The organism is Streptomyces sp. NPDC002324, from assembly GCF_053593335.1.
This window is the reverse complement of record NZ_JBSFCF010000045.1, coordinates 21128-36836: the sequence shown is the minus strand read 5'-3', so window position 1 is coordinate 36836 and position 15709 is coordinate 21128. Positions and strand designations below refer to the sequence as shown.

Here is a 15709-nt window from a genome sequence, read left to right as displayed (position 1 = left end):
CGAACTGCCTGAGGCAGACAGAGGCGGTGCGCGTGCCCGTACCGCCTGTCGGTGTCCACTTCCGGGCTGCTGTCGGGTAGTTGCCGCTACGCTGTGGGAGCGGCAGGACGCGCACGCCGCACGCCATGGTCACCGGCACCCACGCTGTCCGGCAGACGGCCAAGGACCCCCGGGAGAACATCCCGGAGCGGGCCCGCGGAGTTGCAGCACATACAACCGTTTCCGCCTGAATGTCGATGAGCCTGGCGGGATGCGTGGGGTCCCGTGGAGAGGCTGACATGACCAAGCGCGGAGCCAGCGGCCCCAAAGCCCGTGCGCGTGGCCGGCAGGAGCGCGACGGCATCAAGTACACCGCCGCTGCCACAGCGGGAGCTGACCGTCTCGTCGCTGCCCTCGCAGATCGCAGCGACGGGGTTTTGACTGTCGAACAGGCGATCCGACGGCTGCGCCTTGGCGGGCAGGAGTACCGCCGCTTCCTTGAGCACGGGCGACAGGGTGTCGCCCAGGCTCTGCGGGCCGCACTCGACGTTCCCGAGCTGCACCCCAGCCGCCCGGCCGCGCTGCATGACGCCCTAGCCGCTCTCGATCGCCATCTGGCTGGCCCGGAAGCGCAAGACGTCGCCGGCTTGTACTGGACATGCCGACACAGTGAAGTCGTCTCTCGGCTTTGGCGGGACCCGCTCTCCGCTGCGGAAGTCGCGGAGGTTCAGGCTGAGGCGGACAGAATCCTTCACACGACCATTGCGGTGCACGAGTACCTGTGGCCGACCTGCCACGACGTCGATCCCTGGCATCCGCTTCCAGGGTTGCCGAATCGGAACCGGGCTGACGCGGGTTGCGCAGCGGGCGCCGGTCCGGAGGAGGAGGTGAAGGCGTAACGGCCTCCCCGTCCAAGGTGCTTCGTGCGGCTCGTGCGCCCTAGTTGTCCACAGGGTGATGGTTGTCCACAGAGCGTCCGTGTTGCCTTCGCTGAGTGAGACGATCGCTGCTCAACCGAGAGACGGGGGAGTGGAATGCAACTTCCAGACGTGTTGAAGCCCGTGGACGCTGCTTTGGGTGCGACGGATCCTGCACGGGTCATGGCGGCCGCGTGGGAGGCCTTCGACGTGGCCGTACGGGTCGCGGACGCTGCCGCCTTCGAGGAGGGCAGTGACGAGCTCCAAGCGCTCCTCGCCGCCCAAGTCGGCGCGGAGGGCCGGAATCTGCTGCCGTTGCCTGAGCGGGGTCAGCCCATCGACGTGCCGCCTCTGTCGCCGGGCGTGGATGGTTTCACCCCGTACGTGAGCCTGCTCCGCCGCGCCCAGACTGCGCTGGAGCGCCTGGCCGTCGTGCCCGGGGAGACGGCGAGCGGCCAGGAGGTGATGCAGGCGGCGGCCGGCAAGGCCGCAACTGCCGCCGGGGCGCTGCTCGCAGTCCGGGAGCAGTAGGGATGCCGACCACGCTGGGCGAGCTGCACGAGACCGCCGACCGGAATCTGCGCGCGGCGGCCACCGCCCGTGTGTTCGTCGACTCCCGTGGGCACGCTGTCGCGACACGGCTGCTGGGCGAGCTCGTCGGGCACCTGCAGAGCACTCTGGAGAGCTCTGGGGAGCGATCTCGGCGGGTGAACCCGGGGCCCGCCACCCATCTGGCCACTGCTCAGAGCGCCCTGCGCCGCGCGTCCGCGCGGATGCCCGCTCTCGATGATGAGGCTGTCCTGTCCAGCGGGCCGCTGGCCCAGGCGGTTCAGGCCGTGGCCGGTGTCCGGGACCTCATCGCCAGCCACCGCGGGCAGGACGGTGTTCCGGTGACACCGTACGCCTTCGCCTTCACCGAACAATCGGCCCGGGCTTACCTGGTGCGCTGCTCGGCGGATCTGGCCTGGGGTGCGGCCCGGGTGGCTCAGGCGCTGGGCGAGACCACCACCATCGAGGCTGTTGGCGTGCAGCTGTACGTCGCGCGTGGCAGCCTCGACCTGGCGTCGGTTTTCGCCCGCGCCGCCAGCGGAGATGGCGACCGGGCTTTCGCTGCGTTCCCGCTCGCGCTGCCGCTCTCTCCTCGTCTGGCTCTGCCGGCCGACGAGACCAGGAGCATCCCGTCCTATCTCGCAGACGACTGCGAACGCCTGTCCCGAACCGCGTTCGAGGCTTTGCACAGCCGCGGCGAACGCGGCCTGAGCGGATCCGATCTGCAGCAGATGGCCCGGTGGCGCGCGATGACCAACCTCCTGGCCGGCCGTACTCTCCTCCACGCCGCTGCGCACGCAGGATCAGGCAGCGCCGGGGTACTCCAGGAGACCGCTGGCCGCTTCCGCACGGCGGCACAGGCCTGGCAGCAGGTCGCGGCCCGGTGGCACAGGATCGTCGACCTTGCCGATCCCCGCGTCCACCCCAAGCTGCCGCTTCCCAGCTATGACCTCGTCCACAGCGGCCAGTTCACGCCGATGCCCAAGACGCCTCCGCATCCCGCGGTTGTCACCGCGCAGGCGAACGCGACTCGGGTGGGACAGCTGCTGTACGGCGCGACCTGGACTCCTGAGGCACCCGCCCGACCAGCCCAGCGGGACGCCCGTGAGGTTCTCGCCGACGTCGGCGGCGTGGCTGGGCTGACGCAGACCGCGTATCGGGTGTCGGCGACGGGCTGGCAGCTGGCCGTCGCCATGCCCTCGGCCGTCCGGCGAATCGAATCCACTCTGGTGACCGACAGCATCGACCACCGGCCCCCGGACGCCGGGCACCGCTTCTACCCGCTGCCTGACCACCAGACGAAGCGGCTCACTGAACGCTACGAGCAGGTCACACAGGCCGAACGGGCAGTCGCCACCAGCATCCTGCGCGCGGCACCGCGCACGGGGATGGACACCGCACGTGCCCACTTGGACGCGGCCGCCCACAAGCTGATCCGATCGGGTCAGCCGTGGCTGCCCCTCGACATGGCTGCGGAGGAACGGCGGACCTCTGGAACTGGCGGGATGACTGATGGGGTCGAATCGGCCCGGCTCGCTCAGCTGGGCTTTCCCGGAGTGCCGTCAGCGCGGGGAGTGCTGCCCGAGCATGGCCCTGATGCCGGACTTGCTGACCAGCCGGAGCGACGGTCAGACAGAGATCTTGGCCGCTGAGCCGACTGGACGAACCGTGGATGTGCCGGCCGGTCGCGCAGGCGCACGCTCCCATGCGCGGATGCGTGCGCCTGCTCGGTACGCCGAATACGGGCGGGCCCGGGAACCGGTGCCGTCCGCCGGTGTCAGGTGCGCGGTCAGGCGCTGTTCAGGGGCCACTCGTCGAGGGGGACGGGTGGCCGGCCTGTGGCGTCGCGGACGGCCTCGTCGGTGGCGCAGGTGGAACAGATGGGGAGATCGCGGGCGACGGTGGCGCGGGACCGGGCGGCGGTGCCGTCGTACGGCTGACCGCAGCGCGGGCATCGGGTGGCGGCGGACACGTCACTGCTCCGGGTGGTTGCGGGCGGTGGTGAGAATCTTCGTCCAGGTGCTGGCGGATGACGCGCGGTCAGAGAGCTGCTGCAGGCGGACGATCTGCTCGGCCTGGGTGGCGTCGGGGTGCTCGGACAGGATCCGGCGGGCGAGAGCAAGCCGGGGGTCGCCGGCGTAGGCGTGCGGCTGGCCGTTGCTGCTGCCCTTGGGGCGTCCGGGGCGGACGGGCGGGTGGTCCTGGCGGTCGCGGGCGTACTGCTCGGCGCGGCCGCGCTTCCACTTGGGGCGCTTGCGGTTGACCGGGTCGCCCCAGGTGTCCGGCTCGGGGAATCCGCGGGGCGGGGCGACGGCGGCCTTGGCAACCCACGTGTGGTCCTTGTGCTGGAGGATCCGGCCGAACTCGCTGGAGCCGATCAGCTCGTCCGGGTCGCCGGTGACGGGGACGGGCCGGCGGGGACGGGCCCGCGCGGCCTCCTCGGCGGTCGTCCGCCGGTGCTCGGCGTGCCACCGGCCCCACTCGGCGCTGTTCCAGTGCATGACTCCGCCGTACGTGACGGCGTCGGGGTGGCCGTTGGCGTCACGGTCCCTCCAGAGCTGTTCGAGGACGGCCCGGCTGATGCCGTGGTCGTCGACGAGCTGGCGGCGGTTGACCCACCCGGCGGGGGGCGTGCTGGTCATGGGGGGTATCTCCTGGTGGCAGGTCACGGGTGCAGGCTCCACGTCTCGACGGTGCCCGCGGTGACGCGGATGACGGTGGCGATGTCCTCGGCGGTGACGGCGGCCGCCCAGTCGAGGTGGTCGGGGTGGTTGTACTGGTGGTGGACTTCGAGGACACCGGGCTCGTCGTCGACGAGGTCGGCGACGGTCAGGAGTGTGTCGGCGGGCAGTCCGAACCGGTTGCCGGGGGACAGGCGTACGAGGTCGTAAGGCTGGGGAGCGCGGTCGCCTGCGGGGGCGTTCTGGTCGTCTAGCATGGTGAACGTCTCTTTTCGTGAAGGGGCACCCGACGCCCGGCGGCAGTTGCCCTGTTCCGCCGGGCGTCACACGTTTCGGGCCTGGTCTCGTCAGACGGGTGTGTTCTCAGCCGAGCGCCGCGTGGACGTCGGGTGTCTGTCCGGTCAGAAGGTTGCCCTCTTCCGGCCAGACCATTTATTGAACCACATTCATTGGCTCTGTGGTGCTCAGCGGCCGGTATCGCCGGGGCCGGGCTGGTGCGGGAAGCGGCGGGCGGCCTCGGGCGTCCAGTCGTCGCCGGGCTCGGCGCGGCGCGGGCGGGGGATGCCGGTGATGCGAGGGATGGCCGGGGCGTGGACGTCGTCGCCGGCGAGGTAGTCGCCGCTGTTCAGCAACTCGGCGCCCTCGTCGGGGGTTTGCTCGTCGGGGGTGTGCTCCTGCATGCGCTGTTCTCCCGGGTCGTGAAGGGGTGGGTGGGGGTGGCCTTGCGGGTTGCCCTCCGCTGGGCCGTGAGGGGGGCGGGTTGCCGGTCCCGCCCTCGGTCCGGGTTCGCGTGTGCACGCGAACCCGGCCGGTTGCTGCTGGTCAGCTGGGTTCGCAGATCCTGACGCGCCCGGCCTTGAGGTCGGCGGCGTGCCTCAGGTGGTCCTCGCACATCCGCACCGACCAGGGGAGGAGCGGGGAGATCGCGATGTAGGTGCAGCCGTCGGGGTCGTCCTGGGCGGCGCGGGCGGCGTCGGCGTCGGCATACAGCTGGCCGTCGCTGCCCCCGCTCGCGATGCGGATCGCGGCGCATCCGCGTGTGCCGGTGCTGCGGTGGTCCTCGATCGTCTCGGCCATGAGCGCGGCGGCCGTGGCGATGGCGTGGTCCGTGCGGGCGAGCCACACGGCGTGGCCGTGGCTCGCGGCGGTGACCGTCAGCGGGTTGAGCGGCGCCGGGGCGTGGCGGGTGATCTCGACGACCGCGTCCCACTGGGCTTGGGCCTCGGCGGGGTCGTCTGAGGCGCGCTCGATGTGGACGACCTCGCGGCCGGGGGTCCGGCCGGCGCCCTCGTCGTCGGTGAGGAGGTAGTAGGTGGCGGGGCGCTTGTCGAGGTCCGCACGGGGGGTGGTGCTGGCCATGGTGGCCCTTTCGGTGGAGTCGTTGGGGGCTGGGGTCCCGGCGGCGTCGGCCGGGGGCGGCGGGAGCGGGGTGCGGCGGGTCCCGGCCGGGCGTGCCCGGCCTGCTCTTGACGCACTTGGCGCGCCCAAACGCCCGGCGCCCGCCGGTGGTCGGTTCGGCCGCCTGCGGCCGGGCCGGGCGCCGGTGGTGAACGCGCCGGGCTGGGCGCGCCGCCCCGCAGGGGCGTCCTTTGGCGCGCGCCGGCGGTCGGCTGGTCGTGCGGCCGGCCTCGGGCGGGTCCGGCGGGACGGGTCGGTGACCTCGTCCCGCCGGGCCTGGGTCAGGTCGTGGGGGCTGCGGGCTTCCAGCGGCACCGGGTGACGTAGGTCTGGGCGGTGTCGCCGTGGCCGGGGGACTTGTAGGTGCTGTGGGTCTTCACGGTGGCCGTGACCTCGACCTCGGCGCCCTGGCGGGGGAGGGTGCCCGGGTCGCGGGGGCGGGCGGGCCAGACGTAGACGTTGCCCTGGGCGTCGCGGAGCTTGATCAGGTAGCGCTGTTGGGTGCTGTAGCCGAACGTCCGCGACGGCTGCTTGAGGACGGCGGCGACGGTGACGGTGCGGGTGATGCGCTCGCCCACGGCGCCCTGGTGGCGGGACAGGGCCGCGTCGGTGGTGGCCTGGGCGGCGCGGGCGGCCCGCTTCTGGCTCGACTGCCAGGCGGCTACGGCGGACGACAGCAGCGAGACATCGGCCGTGGTCACGTACTGGCGGCGGGCCACGCGGGCGAGTCGCCTGCGGTAGTCGTCGCCCTCGGCACCGGCCTGGGCCCACGCGAGGATCGCGTTGAGCGTCTGGGGCGTGATCTCGGTCGCGGCGCGGGTGAACCTCACCCGGTCGCCCCGCTCCAACGGCTCACGGCCGAACAACAGGACTTCGACGTCGAGGGCGGTGGGAACTTCCTTCTCCCACTGGCGTGACATCGGCTGGTAGTAGCCGCGCGCGGTGATGGCGGTGGTGGCGGCGCGGATGACGTCGAGGGGGCGGAGCCTGATGGCGGATGCCGTGGTCATGTCCGGGGTTCTCCTTGGTCGTGAAGGGGGTGCTGGCCCGGCGGGGGCGGGTTGCCCTCCGCCCCTCGCCGGGCGTGCTGGTCGCGGTGGTGCGGGTTACAGGACTCCGCGCTCTCGCAGGTAGGCGGCGTACAGGGTGCTGATGGTGGAGTCAGTGGTGGCGGGGACTCGGCGGACTCCGAGCGAGCCGTCCCGGTCGCCGTTGCGGTGGACGACGAACGGCCGTGCCACCGGGGGGATGTGGAGGGCGTAGATGCCGTGGGTGGTGGCGACTCGGACGGCGACGGCCTCGGCGGTCTCGTCGTAGGCGACGGTCCGGCGCGACGGGCTCACCCCGAAGTCCCCGAGTCCTGCGGAGATCGCGCGGGCCTGCATGAGGTCGGCGGTGTACGTGGCGGGCACTCGGCGTACGGCAGGGATGCACCCGCATCCCTCGGGCTCCTGGTCGTCGGCGTAGGGCGCGGGAAGGGCGAGCGCGGGGGCGAGCGCGGCGGCGCCGGTGCCGTGGGCGCGGTCGACGTAGGCGGTGACCTCGGCGGTGCCGGTCAGTACGAGGGGCTGGCCGATGGTGGGGGTGATCGTCCATGAGCCGTCGGCGTTGGCCTCGACCTTGCGCAGGCTGCCGGTGACCACAAGGTCGAACAGCTCGATGGCGGCGGTGGCCTCGGGCTGGGTGTCGCGGCTGGTGATGTTCACGGGTGCTCGATTCCTTGTCGTGAAGGGGGTGTTGGGTCCGGCGGGGGAGGGTTGCCCTCCTCCCCTCGCCGGGGTGTGCGGGCCGGGGCCCGGTGGGGGTCAGTTCCAGTTCTCCGGCGCGGGCCGGTAGCAGGCCTCGAACTTGGCGGTCTCCTCGGCGGTCGCGTCCCGGTAGCCGGAGAGCTGCTCGTCGAGGGTCTTGAACACATTGGCTTCGACGGCCTCGCTCACTCCGTCGCTGCACGTGTAGCTGAGGCGCCACCGGTCGACGTTGCCGACGCGCACGGTGCTCACGCTGCCGTCGCTGTAGTCGCGCGAGATGCACTGACCGGGGGTGAACCGCGTGGTCATCTGCGGGTCCTCCTCTTCGTGAAGGGTTCCGGTGGCCGGTCGGCCCCGGGGCTGGGAGGGGGTTGCCCTCCCCCTCGCCAACCCCTTTATTGAACCACATTTCTGGTGCTGCGTGTGGTGTTTCTCGTAGTTCGGACGGGTGATTTCTGCTGGTGGGGGCGGGTGTTGGTGCTCCCGCCCCCTGTGGTGCGGCGGGTTAGTCGATGGTGTCGGTGGCGTCGTGCTCGGCGGCGGCGGGGTTGTACGCCTTGCCCTCGATGACGGCGGTCTCGATGGGGGTCGGCTCGTAGCCGAGTCCCTGGAGCCATGTCAGGTAGGCGGCGGCGGTCTTGCGCATGCCGCTGATGCTCGCCCCCTGCTCGCCGGTCTGGCCGGTGCGCCACGTGGTGCGGGGGATGTACAGCTCGAAGCATGCCGCGACGTTGGCGAAGAGCAGTGCGGGGCGACGGCGGGCGGCGGCCGTCGCGGCACGCTTGGCGGCCTCGTGCGCGCTGCGGCTGTTCATGGGGATGCCGGTCAACTCGCCGTACACACGGGGGTGCTGGGGGTGGGGCATTTTGTTGTGCACCACTCCGTCCCACTCGAACATGACGGTGGTGACGATGGCCAACAGTTCGTCCTGGCGGGCCTTGGTGTGCTGGGCGCCGATCATCTTGGTCAGCCATTCCCGGCGCACGATCTCGGCGGCGTCCCAATGCTGATTGCCCGCGATCACGGCCTTGCGCTCGGCACTGCTCGGCTTGGGGTTACCGCTGGTGGTGACGGTGTGGCCGTAGAACGGGGGGTTGGCGCAGTAGCGGGTGTACCGGGAGCTGTGAGGCTCCCTGACCCACACTTCGCCCTGGCACTCCTTGTGGTCGGCCACACCGGAGATCTCGCGGACGGGGACGGCCTTCTCGGAGAGTTCGGTGACGGTCCGGATCCGGGCCCCGGCCTCTTCGAGCTGGGCGCGGTGGGCGGCGGCCTCCTGGTCGCGGCTGACGGTCAGGAGTGCGCTGGTGATCTCCCAAGCGGGGTCCTTGGCGGGGTGCTCCTTGATCATCCGCTCGATTCGGGCAGCGGCCTGGGGGTCGTGCTTCTCCAGGTCGGCGAGTTGGCCGAGCTGGTCGAGGGTGAGCGACCGGGTGGCGTGGGCGGTGACTCGGGCGACGGTGGCTGAGCCTCCGACGGCGACCATGGCCTTGACGTCCTTCTGGGTGCGTCCGGCGGCGGCGGCCAGGCTCTTGGTGCTGGCGCCGAGCTGGGAGGCGTTGAACAGTGCGGAGAGCTCCTCGCCGTCCGTCAGTGCCTCGCGGTGGACGGCGGTGGTGACCATGTCGGTGTAGCGGGTGGCCTCGTCGACCTCGTCGTACTCGTACGGGACGTGGGTGAGGCCGACTTCAAGGGCTCCGGCGAGTCGGCGGTGGCCGTCACCGACTTCAAGGGCTCCGGCGTCGGTCCGCTTGATCTTGAGGGGGATACGGACGCCGTTCTCGCGCAGAGAGGCGCGGAACTCCTTCGTCAGCTTCAGTCCCTGGCGGACGTTGCCGGGGTGGGCGCTGAGTGCCTCCACGCGGATGACGGGCCGGAACGTGACCGGCACGTCCGTGATCTCCAGCGCGACGGCGGCGGCCAGGCGGCGCAGTCCGTCAACGACCCGGTAGGTGCCGTCGCCCAGGGTGGCGACGTACAGCGGGTCGTCGAATCCGCCGTCCCTGATCGACTCGATCAGCTGGGGGTCGGCGGCGACGGTGGGGACGTGCGCGGTGAGGTCGGCGACAGGGAGGGTGGGCCATGCGGTCACGTGGGGCGCCTTGGCGGTGCGGGCGGCCTTGGTGCTGGTCATTGCGGTGGTCTCCTTGGTGTTCGTGAAGGGGGCCCGGCGGGGGGCGGGTTGCCCTCCGCCCCGTGCCGGGCGGGGCCCCGGCCCGTGAGGGCCGGGGAGTTGGGGGGTGGTCAGCCGACGAGTCCTCGGTGGACGGCGAGCGCGATCAGCCGGACCTTCTCGTGCAGCAGGCGCCGGGCGAGCGAGGGGACTTCCTGGGGCTCGCCGTCGACGGTCACGGTGTAGCAGTCGGGCGAGATGATCTTGTCGTCGTAGCGGATCACCACGGCGCGGCCGTCGGCCTCGAACTCGGTGCGGATGCCGCCGATGCCAGACCCCCACAGCAACAGCCCCTCGGCGCTCTGGGGGGTCTCCTCGATGTAGCGCTCGCCGGTGATGGCGTGCCCCCAGGCGGCGACCGCGTTGAGGTGCATGCGGGACAGTTCCTGTGCGCCGGTGACACTGCCGGGCACGGGGAGCGTCGCGGGGATGGAGTACTGGCGGTCGATGAACGTGATCTCGCCGCCGGTCGCGGTCGCGGTCTCGATCATGATGGCCTCCTCTTCGTGAAGGGTTCCGGTGGCCGGTCGGCCCCGGTGCCGGGAGGGGGGTTGCCCTCCCCCTCACCAACCCCTTTATTGAACCACATTTCTGGGCTCGGTGGGGTGTTATCTCATACTCTGGACGGGTGATTTATGCAGGTCAGGGCCTTCGACGGGGGGTTTGGGCGGGGTTCGCGTGTGCATGCGAATTGCTCTGGTCGCTGCTCGGTCCGCCGTAGCGGGTGGGCGCCGGTGGTGGGTGTGGGTGCCGGGCTGGTGCGCGTCTTTCGCGTAAGGCGGGGCCTGGTGGGGGTTCCCTCCGGTCTGGGCGGCAGGGCTTGCCCCTGAGCGCAGGTTCTGGGGGGCCGTCCAGGATTTACCGCTTGCGGCGCCGTAGGCGTCCTGGACGGCCCCCCAGGTTCTGTGCTGGCCTTCGGTGCCGTCCAGACCGGAGGGAACCCCCACGGTCCGCCGCACCACCCACGGGCCCGCAGTCACCGGCGGTGCCCCCGCCCCTCTGGGACTGGTGGCCGGGGGGACTGGGGGGCAGCGCCCCCGGGTACCGGCGCTCGCGCCGGTGTGCCTGGACCTGGGCGGGCGGCCGCCGCGCGGTCGGGTGCCGGGCTCAGGGCATGGGCCGCGTGGCCGGGGGCGGAGGGGGTTGCTGGAGGCATACGCGCGCCTGGTCGGGCGGCGAACGGCATCGTCCTGGCGTGCTTTCGGGGGCTGAGGTTCGGTCACCGGATGGTGCGGCGCGGTGTCGTCTGCGGTGTTCTGCCCGGTGGCGGCCTCACGGCCGGGTGATCTTCGGGGCCTGGCCGTGACGTTCGGGGCGCCTGTGGGGGTTGCGAGGGCATGGGACAGCGACGGCGGTTGGTGATGGCTCTGGTGCTGGCGTTCGCGGGGGTGGTGTCGACGGGGTCGCAGGCGTCGGCCGACTCCAGCTCGTGCACGCACCATTGGCGTGGGCCGCAGGTCTGCATCCGGCTGGAGGGCCGCAACTCGTGGAACTCCGTCACCGCGATCTGGGTGAACCCGCCCAAGCGCGTGAAGAGTCGGACGGTGCAGTTGTACATGCATGGCCGGCGGTTCTACGCCCCGCAAAAGGCGGTGCGCGTTGGCAGGACGGTGTCGTTCACCTGGTCGTCGATGGACACCGGCACCGGCACCAAGCTGTGCGTGCGTTTCAAGGGGATCGACCGGATGGCCTGCGACCGGACCAAGTACATCGGCAACCGGCCGTCGTACTGATCGGCCGTCCGGTCAGCGCCTCGCCGTGATCGTCTCCGCACCTCGTTGCCATGCGCGGAGGACTTGTTGCAGCCCGCTGTCGGGCTCTTCGGTTACCTGGATGGTCACCGCCAGGTCGCTGCCGTAGATGCCGACCCATTGGCGGTAGACCTGGAGAGGGGTGGTGTCGACGCTCCACTCGCCGATGACGGCGGGTCCGCCTGCACGGAATCGGAGGACGGCGCGATAGGTGGTCACGGTCCTGAGATGACGTAGATCAGCTCGACGGTGCCGGGTTCGCCTGCGTCGGCGGGGTCGTGTACTCGGTAGAGAACCGCGATCTGGTCGCCGGTGTCGGTGGTGGGGCGGGTGCTGATCTGCCGCAGCTCGGCGCCCTCGATGGGCTCGCGGCTCGATGCCGGGTCGCGTGGGTCGGCGGCTAGCGTGACGAGGATGTCGTGGACGGCCTTGCGTCCGGCGGGGGAGAGGTGCGCGAACTCCTCGTACAGCCGCGGGGGGACGACGACGTTCCAGAGGGTCACGCGATGTCGTCCAGCCGGTTGAGGTGGTCCCACAGCTCGGCGACGGGCCGGGCGTCTGCGGTGCCGTCGAGGGAGGCGGTGATGGCGGCCGTGACCTCGGGGCGGGTCGCGAACGCGACGGTCCTGCGGTACTTCGCGACGACCTCGGCCTGAGGCGCGCCGAAGCGGGCGGCGTCGAACTCGGCGTTGAACGCCACCAGTGCGGTCGGGCTGATCACGGCGAGCGCGGCGCGCAGCTCGGCGGGTGTCTGCGGCCCTTCGTGGGCCTCCAGCCGGTACGGGTCGGCGTACGGCCGGGGTCCCGGCTCGTGCGGTAGTGCGCTCATGCTCGGCCTCCTGGTGGTGATGCGCGTCCTACGGTACGCGCTCGACGGCACCACCGTGGAGGGGTCGAGGGGACGCCCGGCGTTCTCCTCGGCGGTTCCGCGCTGGGGGTTTCCGGCTGGCGGTCCCGCAGCTGCGTACCGATCATCCGGCCGGGTACGTGCCGTTTCAGGGGCGGCCAGAATCGCACGCCTGCGGCTGCCCCGGCCGGATAGGGGTGGTCGTCGTGGCCCGTCGTGAGCGTCCGTGTCTGGGTCCTCGGTGCCGCAGGACCGTGCCGGTGCCCGGATCCGGGGGAGGGCGGCCGCGGAAGTTCTGCTCAGAGGCATGCCGTGCGCGATCGCGTCGACTGACGGAACGGCTGCGCCGGTGGGACGTTGTCCGTGAGGAGCGGATGGACGGCATGGTGTCCGCGCGGCACGAGATGCGGACGGCGGCGTACCGGGTCGCCCGGGAGGCCCGGATCGTGGCGGCCGAACTGGACGCGCAGGACTCGCGGCCCGGCTGGCAGCAACCCGGCTGGGAACTCCCGGCCGAGCGGCCCGGCTTGCCCTCCGCCGAGTACACCCGCGCCGCCCTCAATGTCCTCGACGCCGCGCAACAGCTCCTGTCGGCCGCCGTCGACCTCGATCGTGCCGCCGGGATCGGCTGGCCGGACGTCGGCCAGGCCCTGGGCGTCAGCGCGGACACGGCTGCTCGCCGCCGTCGCTTCGGCACTGCCGGAACCTCCCGCCGCTAATCATCACTGGACAAAGGGGGTGCTGGGACCTGCTCCGGCCTGCGACAGTTGCCGGATGGCGAAACTCCCCACTGATCCGGACGTGATGGCGCGTACTGTCGTCGACATTGCGGCCGCGTCCTTTACGAACGCGCGCGACCTGCTCGACAGTGCTCAGGATCTCCTCGACACACATCGGTGGCCCACGGCGTTCTCCGTCGCCGCCCTGGCTCTTGAAGAGGTCGGCAAGGCGGCCATGTGCATGATGATGCTCTCCATGCCTCCGGCCGTGCGGGAAGAGTTCCGTCCCCAGTTCGAGAAAGCGTTCATCGACCATCAGGCGAAGGCGGAGTGCGCGCACCTCATCTTGGGGCTGGTCGCCGAAGAGATGCCGGCCAGTCTCGATCAGCTGATGACGGACGCGATCGCGTCCGCCCGCCGGAGTAACGCCGTCAAGTTCCGGGGGCTGTACGTCGACTACACCAACACCGGTGCCCTACTGACGCCGGTGTCGGTGAGCGAGGGGGAGGCGAGGTGGATGGTCGCAGCCGTCACCACGGCGCTCGCCGAGTCCGTTGACACTGAGGCGGCCGTGGCCGACCCTGACGTCCTTCTCGGCTTCTTTCGCGAGTGGCAGGACGGTGTGGACCTCGACGCCCTCGGGGCGTATGTCGAGAACACTCCGGAGGAATTCATCGGCCACATCCGGGCGTTCGTCCGCGACGACGTGCCTCCGCCCGCCGACTTCCTCGGCCCGACGCTGGCGGGGAAACTCGCTGCAGCCGACAACCCGCCAGCCTCTCCGACCCCCTGCCCGGATGGGTCATAGGGGCCGGTCGCCCCTCGTAGGCTGCCAGACTCGACTGTCACGTATCTGATCGATGGGCGGGGGCCTGTGTACGGACCGCCGCAGTCCTGGCCCGGGGGACTGCTGCACCAGGCCAGGACGCCTCGCGGCAGGCCGTCGCTAGATCACTGACGGTGCCTGGCTCCTGGTCAGGGAAGCGGTGTGTAAAGCCATTCCTGAGCGGCCCGGTCGCTGGTCGGTGCCAGGCGCACGGTGCCGTCCTTCGCAGCTTCCCACGACAGGCTCTTGCCCCCCTCGGCCGTCTGGATGTGATCGGTGGGCGCGTCGTCCGTGAGCGGCTGGGACACCCACCGCTGGGTGCGGTCGTTCTCCTCGCAGGGGGTGAGCGCCAGGACCTGGCGGCCGGCCGGCGCCACGCACATGCCGGGTGTCGACTCGACGCTCAGGGTGGTCCAGTCGAACGCGAACCGCTGCGCGGTGTCGCGCTCGTCGCACTCGGCCAGGACCAGCCGCAACGGTGCCTCGTCGGCACTCCGGGGGGCCGTCTGCACCCTCACACACCGGTCGTCGAGGGCAGAGCGGATCAGCACCCGTTGCCCGTCGGGGAACGCCCCCGCCGGGACCGCGGCCGCAGCGAGCGCCCCCGCCACCATCGCGGCAACCCCGAGCGTCCGCATCGTCGTTGACCTCATCGCGCGCCTCCTAAGTGATCAGTACCGGCATGGCCAACGACCCGCGGGGAGCGCGGGCACGCCCGTACCCGTCACCCGTGCCGGTGATCAACCTCGCAGGGTTCAGGCTTCGCCCGGGCTGGCGTGCACACGCGAACTCCCGCGCCTCCGGATCACGGATTATCTGGGCAGATTGAACGGCTTTTACCTGTTCAGGGGTCTCGTAGTGAGTCTGGCGCCTTGTTTCGGCTAGCTGTCGGGGTGCTGGATGCCCTGCCACATGGGCCCGAGTCCAAGTGTCCGGCGGAGCTGTCGGCGGTTCTGAGTCGCCATGGGGAGGCTGCTGGTCGTCGTGCTGGTGGGGGAGGGTGTGGCGGTGTTCTCCGCCGGGTCGTCGTCGGCGGGGGGCAGGTGCAGTCGGCGGCGGAGCTTCGCGGTGGCCTGCAGAACGGGTGCGAGGATGTCGCCGGCCTCGGGGTGGACGCTGGCCAGGGCCTGGGTGATGGTCTCGATCGTCTCTGCCGCGTCCTCGGCGGCGGCTCGATCCCACTTCCCGGGGCCCACGGCGTCGTGCAGTTCACAGGCGCTGTCGGCGAGTTTGGCGGCGAGCTGTTCGACGCCTGGCGCGGCGGTCGAGGGAAGCAGACTCCACATGCCCTGGTCCAACGACGTCGGGTTCATCGGGTGTCCCAAACCTCCCTTGATCAACGCCTTATCTGGCTAGAATATCCGGCATGTCGCAGGTCAGCGGAGTGAAGCCGTTTGTCGTCGTGGTCGACGACAAGGAGGATTTGCAGGCTCTGGACGACGTCGTGGCTGAGGCCCGGAGGGCTGAACGGGAGTGGCTAGCGGCGGCTCGAAAGGAGGTGGGCATCGAGTGGCTGAGGGGGACGGCGCTCTCAGAGGCCCGGCGTCAGATCCGCGTGGAACTCCAAACGTTGCGGGAGGCAGGGACGCTGTACGGGACCAAAGACCTGGTCATGACCCGGGCGGTGCGGGCTGAGCTGCGCTCGCGCAAGATGCTCACCGAGTGGCCAGACCCCCCGCCAGGCGAGACCAGCGCTCCCGGACGGCGCTGGGGGATCTCCCCCGACCCGTGGGCCCTCATCGCCGCCGAAGAAAGCGAAGAGGACGGGGAGGAGAAGCAGCAGAAACCGCGGCTGTCCTTCAAGCTGCCCGCTGCTCTGGGCGAGACGCTGGTGCGAGCTGCGTACTGGACGAGTGCCCCGTACGTTGCCCAGCTCCAGGCGTGGGATAAGCGCTGGGGCGACGGGCCGACGGTGATCCTGCGGGAGGCAATGCGGCGCAACGGCGGTCGTGTGACCGATCTGGACGTCATGGTGGCCATGCTCGCGCCGCGTCCGGAAGCGGCCGCGCTGGAGGAGCGGGGCCGGCTCCGCGCGCAGATCGTCACGACCGGAACACTGGCCCGGGACGCGTTGGCCCGTGCCATCCGCTGATCTTCGCCACGGGGCAAGGCTTTCACCAG

Annotated in this window: 22 protein-coding genes; 7 read left to right on the top strand and 15 right to left on the bottom strand. The window is 71.1% G+C overall.

The window, feature by feature from the left end:
- The first annotated feature begins 278 nt into the window (after positions 1-278).
- The 3 genes from ACWCRJ_RS37980 (at position 279) to ACWCRJ_RS37970 (ending at position 3097) form a co-directional block, all read left to right on the top strand.
- Complete coding sequence (locus tag ACWCRJ_RS37980; RefSeq protein ID WP_450943567.1) at positions 279-878, top strand: hypothetical protein; 600 nt, start codon at positions 279-281, stop codon at positions 876-878.
- A 201-nt stretch (positions 879-1079) separates the two neighbouring features.
- Entirely contained in the window at positions 1080-1427 is a 348-nt protein-coding gene (locus ACWCRJ_RS37975) for a hypothetical protein (protein WP_450943566.1), read from the top strand.
- A 2-nt stretch (positions 1428-1429) separates the two neighbouring features.
- Positions 1430-3097 carry a hypothetical protein gene (locus tag ACWCRJ_RS37970; RefSeq protein WP_450943565.1) on the top strand — a complete coding sequence of 556 codons (1668 nt, stop codon included), beginning with the start codon at positions 1430-1432 and terminating at the stop codon, positions 3095-3097.
- Between the two features lie 137 nt (positions 3098-3234).
- Here ACWCRJ_RS37970 and ACWCRJ_RS37965 read toward each other — a convergent pair whose 3' ends face one another.
- The 10 genes from ACWCRJ_RS37965 to ACWCRJ_RS37920 all read right to left on the bottom strand — a co-directional run bounded on the left by ACWCRJ_RS37965 (position 3235) and on the right by ACWCRJ_RS37920 (position 9936).
- Positions 3235-3417: a hypothetical protein gene (locus ACWCRJ_RS37965; RefSeq protein WP_450943564.1), complete on the bottom strand. Its 183-nt coding sequence runs from the start codon at positions 3415-3417 to the stop codon at positions 3235-3237.
- Position 3418: 1 nt separating this feature from the next.
- Entirely contained in the window at positions 3419-4087 is a 669-nt protein-coding gene (locus ACWCRJ_RS37960; RefSeq protein WP_450943563.1) for a hypothetical protein, read from the bottom strand.
- A gap of 23 nt (positions 4088-4110) precedes the next feature.
- A complete protein-coding gene (locus tag ACWCRJ_RS37955; protein WP_450943562.1) occupies positions 4111-4383 on the bottom strand; it encodes a DUF6211 family protein in 273 nt (90 codons plus the stop codon).
- A 207-nt stretch (positions 4384-4590) separates the two neighbouring features.
- Positions 4591-4806: a hypothetical protein gene (locus tag ACWCRJ_RS37950; RefSeq protein WP_450943561.1), complete on the bottom strand. Its 216-nt coding sequence runs from the start codon at positions 4804-4806 to the stop codon at positions 4591-4593.
- 142 nt (positions 4807-4948) lie between these two features.
- Complete coding sequence (locus ACWCRJ_RS37945; RefSeq protein ID WP_450943560.1) at positions 4949-5485, bottom strand: hypothetical protein; 537 nt, start codon at positions 5483-5485, stop codon at positions 4949-4951.
- A 320-nt stretch (positions 5486-5805) separates the two neighbouring features.
- Positions 5806-6534, bottom strand: coding sequence for a hypothetical protein (locus ACWCRJ_RS37940; RefSeq protein WP_450943559.1), 729 nt, complete (start codon positions 6532-6534; stop codon positions 5806-5808).
- Positions 6535-6630: 96 nt separating this feature from the next.
- A complete protein-coding gene (locus ACWCRJ_RS37935) occupies positions 6631-7230 on the bottom strand; it encodes a hypothetical protein (protein ID WP_450943558.1) in 600 nt (199 codons plus the stop codon).
- Between the two features lie 99 nt (positions 7231-7329).
- Positions 7330-7581: a hypothetical protein gene (locus ACWCRJ_RS37930; RefSeq protein ID WP_450943557.1), complete on the bottom strand. Its 252-nt coding sequence runs from the start codon at positions 7579-7581 to the stop codon at positions 7330-7332.
- 196 nt (positions 7582-7777) lie between these two features.
- Positions 7778-9406: a ParB/RepB/Spo0J family partition protein gene (locus ACWCRJ_RS37925; protein WP_450943556.1), complete on the bottom strand. Its 1629-nt coding sequence runs from the start codon at positions 9404-9406 to the stop codon at positions 7778-7780.
- Positions 9407-9516: 110 nt separating this feature from the next.
- Complete coding sequence (locus ACWCRJ_RS37920; protein ID WP_450943555.1) at positions 9517-9936, bottom strand: hypothetical protein; 420 nt, start codon at positions 9934-9936, stop codon at positions 9517-9519.
- An 870-nt stretch (positions 9937-10806) separates the two neighbouring features.
- On the opposite strand from ACWCRJ_RS37920, the gene ACWCRJ_RS37915 reads away from it, so the two are divergent.
- Positions 10807-11178, top strand: coding sequence for a hypothetical protein (locus tag ACWCRJ_RS37915; RefSeq protein WP_450943554.1), 372 nt, complete (start codon positions 10807-10809; stop codon positions 11176-11178).
- Between the two features lie 12 nt (positions 11179-11190).
- On the opposite strand, the gene ACWCRJ_RS37910 is transcribed toward ACWCRJ_RS37915, so the two are convergent.
- Genes ACWCRJ_RS37910 through ACWCRJ_RS37900 form a run of 3 tightly spaced genes read right to left on the bottom strand, consistent with a single transcriptional unit; the run spans position 11191 to position 12025 of the window.
- Complete coding sequence (locus tag ACWCRJ_RS37910) at positions 11191-11415, bottom strand: hypothetical protein (protein ID WP_450943553.1); 225 nt, start codon at positions 11413-11415, stop codon at positions 11191-11193.
- Positions 11412-11699: a hypothetical protein gene (locus ACWCRJ_RS37905; protein WP_450943552.1), complete on the bottom strand. Its 288-nt coding sequence runs from the start codon at positions 11697-11699 to the stop codon at positions 11412-11414. The genes ACWCRJ_RS37910 and ACWCRJ_RS37905 overlap by 4 nt, the downstream gene beginning before the upstream one ends.
- A complete protein-coding gene (locus ACWCRJ_RS37900; protein WP_450943551.1) occupies positions 11696-12025 on the bottom strand; it encodes a hypothetical protein in 330 nt (109 codons plus the stop codon). The genes ACWCRJ_RS37905 and ACWCRJ_RS37900 overlap by 4 nt, the downstream gene beginning before the upstream one ends.
- Positions 12026-12417: 392 nt before the next feature.
- Between ACWCRJ_RS37900 and ACWCRJ_RS37895 the strand changes: the two genes are divergently transcribed.
- Positions 12418-12762, top strand: a complete 345-nt coding sequence (locus tag ACWCRJ_RS37895; protein WP_450943550.1) for a hypothetical protein — start codon at positions 12418-12420, stop codon at positions 12760-12762.
- A gap of 55 nt (positions 12763-12817) precedes the next feature.
- Positions 12818-13570, top strand: a complete 753-nt coding sequence (locus tag ACWCRJ_RS37890) for an AbiV family abortive infection protein (protein ID WP_450943549.1) — start codon at positions 12818-12820, stop codon at positions 13568-13570.
- A gap of 167 nt (positions 13571-13737) precedes the next feature.
- On the opposite strand, the gene ACWCRJ_RS37885 is transcribed toward ACWCRJ_RS37890, so the two are convergent.
- Both ACWCRJ_RS37885 and ACWCRJ_RS37880 read right to left on the bottom strand, forming a co-directional pair.
- Positions 13738-14241: a ricin-type beta-trefoil lectin domain protein gene (locus ACWCRJ_RS37885; RefSeq protein WP_450943548.1), complete on the bottom strand. Its 504-nt coding sequence runs from the start codon at positions 14239-14241 to the stop codon at positions 13738-13740.
- Positions 14242-14469: 228 nt separating this feature from the next.
- Entirely contained in the window at positions 14470-14901 is a 432-nt protein-coding gene (locus ACWCRJ_RS37880) for a hypothetical protein (RefSeq protein WP_450943547.1), read from the bottom strand.
- 53 nt (positions 14902-14954) lie between these two features.
- Between ACWCRJ_RS37880 and ACWCRJ_RS37875 the strand changes: the two genes are divergently transcribed.
- Positions 14955-15680 carry a hypothetical protein gene (locus ACWCRJ_RS37875; RefSeq protein ID WP_450943546.1) on the top strand — a complete coding sequence of 242 codons (726 nt, stop codon included), beginning with the start codon at positions 14955-14957 and terminating at the stop codon, positions 15678-15680.
- Positions 15681-15709: the final 29 nt, after the last annotated feature.

Bases quoted from the DNA above. Each gene is read 5' to 3' on its own strand.
- ACWCRJ_RS37980 (WP_450943567.1), top strand. From the start codon at position 279: ATGACCAAGCGCGGAGCCAGCGGCCCCAAAGCCCGTGCGCGTGGCCGG.
- ACWCRJ_RS37930 (WP_450943557.1), bottom strand. From the start codon at position 7,581: ATGACCACGCGGTTCACCCCCGGTCAGTGCATCTCGCGCGACTACAGC.
- ACWCRJ_RS37940 (WP_450943559.1), bottom strand. From the start codon at position 6,534: ATGACCACGGCATCCGCCATCAGGCTCCGCCCCCTCGACGTCATCCGC.
- ACWCRJ_RS37925 (WP_450943556.1), bottom strand. From the start codon at position 9,406: ATGACCAGCACCAAGGCCGCCCGCACCGCCAAGGCGCCCCACGTGACC.
- ACWCRJ_RS37885 (WP_450943548.1), bottom strand. From the start codon at position 14,241: ATGAGGTCAACGACGATGCGGACGCTCGGGGTTGCCGCGATGGTGGCG.
- ACWCRJ_RS37900 (WP_450943551.1), bottom strand. From the start codon at position 12,025: ATGAGCGCACTACCGCACGAGCCGGGACCCCGGCCGTACGCCGACCCG.
- ACWCRJ_RS37955 (WP_450943562.1), bottom strand. From the start codon at position 4,383: ATGCTAGACGACCAGAACGCCCCCGCAGGCGACCGCGCTCCCCAGCCT.
- ACWCRJ_RS37975 (WP_450943566.1), top strand. From the start codon at position 1,080: ATGGCGGCCGCGTGGGAGGCCTTCGACGTGGCCGTACGGGTCGCGGAC.
- ACWCRJ_RS37915 (WP_450943554.1), top strand. From the start codon at position 10,807: ATGGCTCTGGTGCTGGCGTTCGCGGGGGTGGTGTCGACGGGGTCGCAG.
- ACWCRJ_RS37950 (WP_450943561.1), bottom strand. From the start codon at position 4,806: ATGCAGGAGCACACCCCCGACGAGCAAACCCCCGACGAGGGCGCCGAG.
- ACWCRJ_RS37880 (WP_450943547.1), bottom strand. From the start codon at position 14,901: ATGAACCCGACGTCGTTGGACCAGGGCATGTGGAGTCTGCTTCCCTCG.
- ACWCRJ_RS37890 (WP_450943549.1), top strand. From the start codon at position 12,818: ATGGCGAAACTCCCCACTGATCCGGACGTGATGGCGCGTACTGTCGTC.
- ACWCRJ_RS37970 (WP_450943565.1), top strand. From the start codon at position 1,430: ATGCCGACCACGCTGGGCGAGCTGCACGAGACCGCCGACCGGAATCTG.
- ACWCRJ_RS37875 (WP_450943546.1), top strand. From the start codon at position 14,955: ATGTCGCAGGTCAGCGGAGTGAAGCCGTTTGTCGTCGTGGTCGACGAC.
- ACWCRJ_RS37895 (WP_450943550.1), top strand. From the start codon at position 12,418: ATGGACGGCATGGTGTCCGCGCGGCACGAGATGCGGACGGCGGCGTAC.
- ACWCRJ_RS37945 (WP_450943560.1), bottom strand. From the start codon at position 5,485: ATGGCCAGCACCACCCCCCGTGCGGACCTCGACAAGCGCCCCGCCACC.
- ACWCRJ_RS37920 (WP_450943555.1), bottom strand. From the start codon at position 9,936: ATGATCGAGACCGCGACCGCGACCGGCGGCGAGATCACGTTCATCGAC.
- ACWCRJ_RS37960 (WP_450943563.1), bottom strand. From the start codon at position 4,087: ATGACCAGCACGCCCCCCGCCGGGTGGGTCAACCGCCGCCAGCTCGTC.